At 73.8% G+C, this 1,826-nt stretch carries 3 protein-coding genes; all 3 read left to right on the top strand.

Going from position 1 to position 1,826, the window contains the following annotated elements; all coding sequences use genetic code 11:
* Positions 1-81 precede the first annotated feature (81 nt).
* Positions 82-297, top strand: a complete 216-nt coding sequence (locus ABD191_RS28610) for a hypothetical protein (protein WP_344088991.1) — start codon at positions 82-84, stop codon at positions 295-297.
* 11 nt (positions 298-308) lie between these two features.
* Entirely contained in the window at positions 309-1,268 is a 960-nt protein-coding gene (locus ABD191_RS28605) for a bifunctional DNA primase/polymerase (RefSeq protein ID WP_344088988.1), read from the top strand.
* The coding region (locus tag ABD191_RS28600) for a DNA cytosine methyltransferase (protein ID WP_344088985.1) at positions 1,265-1,826 on the top strand (562 nt) is incomplete at its 3' end. The genes ABD191_RS28605 and ABD191_RS28600, both read left to right, overlap by 4 nt.

Genomic DNA, 1,826 nt, shown 5'->3' with positions numbered 1-1,826 from the left:
TACATCCCGCGCTCGCTCGGGGAGTGCCTGAACTGCCACGACGGCTACGGCGACCCGCTCGACGCGGCAGCGTGATCCGCCGTGGCTCTGAACTGGCGCCACCACGCGACCGGTGACCTGCGGCCGTGCCGGTACTGCCGACGCCCGGCGTTCATGCGCGACGAGGTCGGGCGCCCGTGTCACAAGGTCTGCGCCGAGCAGCACGAACACGACCACGACGACCAGGGCGTGACCCTGGCGCCGGTCATCCCGCTCCCCACGCCCACGGCCGCGCCCCGGCGTCGCCGCATCGCTTAGGAGATCACGGAATGAACCATCAGGTTGACCGAGAAATGTTGCTACAGAACGCTTTGAGCCTGGCCGAGCGCGGGTGGTTCGTGTTCCCGCTGCGGCCGGGTGACAAGCGGCCGGCGTTCCCCGACCACAGCGCCGACCGGTGCACCGGCCGTGACCCGCGCTGCCGCCGGTTCGGCGCCCACATCCGGTGGGAGACCCGGGCCACGATCGACCCGGACCGCATCCGCCGGGCGTGGACGGCCGCCCCGTACAACATCGGGATCGCGTGCGGGGTGTCCGGCCTGGTCGTGGTCGACCTGGACAAGCCCAAACCCGACCAGGCGCCGCCGCAGGAGTGGCGGCGGGAGGGCATCGCGGACGGCGGGGACGTGTTCGCCGCCGTGTGCGAGCAGGCCGGGCAGCCCATGCCCATCGACACCTACACCGTGACCACCGGGCGCGGCGGAACGCACCTGTACTTCACCGCGCCCGACGATGACGGGCACACGCTGTCCCCGCGCAACACGTCCGGCACGCTCGGCTGGCTGATCGACACCCGCGCCATAGGCGGGTACGTCGTGGCGGCCGGGTCGACCGTGCCGGCGGGCCGGTACGAGGTCGCCCACGAGATGCGGCCGGCGCCGCTGCCCGCGTGGCTGGCCGAGCGGCTGCGGCCCGCGCCGCTGCCGCCGCAGGAGCGGGTCACCGTGGACATCGGCGCGGGCCGGCGGGCCGCGTACCTGAACGCGGCCGTCACCCGCAGCGTCTCGGCGGTCGAGACGGCGCCGGACGGGACGCTCAACCGCACGCTCTACGGCGCGTCGGTGGCGCTCGGGCAGCTCGTCGCCGGAGACGCGCTCTGCGCCGCCGAGGTGGAGGCGGTCCTGCTGGACGCAGCGATCGTCGCCGGGCACCCGCAGGCCGGAGCGCTGCGCACGATCCGGTCCGGGATGCGGGCCGGCGCGAACCGGCCCCGGAGCGTGGCCGCGTGAACCGACGCCCACGGCTGCTGGACCTGTTCTGCAAGGCCGGCGGAGCCGGCGCCGGCTACCACGCGGCCGGGTTCGACGTGATCGGCGTCGACATCGAGCCTCAGCCGGACTACCCGTTCCCGTTCATCCAGGCCGACGCCCTATCGGTCGACCCGACCGGGTTCGACATCATCCACGCCTCACCACCCTGCCAGGCCTACTCCCAGGCCACGCCCGCCAGCAGGAGACACCTGCACCCGGACCTGGTCGCACCAACCCGCGCGAAGCTGCGCGAGGCGGTCGGCCGGGTGGGCGGGCCGATCGGGTACGTGATCGAGAACGTGCCCGGCGCCCCGATGGTGGACCCGGTCACGATCTGCGGGGACAGCCTCCGGCTGGGCGTGCGTCGGCACCGGTTGTTCGAGTCGAACCTGTCGCTGGTCGGCACGACATGCTGGCACGACCGGGCGGCGCCGGCCGTGGCCGTCTACGGGTCGTACGGGCAGCGGCGCACCGGGCAGACGGGCGGGCCGTCCGCGCAGGACGGACGCGACGCGATGGGCATCGACTGGATGCCCT

This window comes from Luedemannella helvata (assembly GCF_039528415.1).
GTDB classification, from domain to species: domain Bacteria; phylum Actinomycetota; class Actinomycetes; order Mycobacteriales; family Micromonosporaceae; genus Luedemannella; species Luedemannella helvata.
Note: the sequence above shows the minus strand (reverse complement) of the source record. Positions and strands in the feature narration are given on the sequence as shown.

Excerpts from the sequence above, each read along its gene's own strand:
- ABD191_RS28605 (WP_344088988.1), top strand. The coding sequence starts at position 309 with ATGAACCATCAGGTTGACCGAGAAATGTTGCTACAGAACGCTTTGAGC.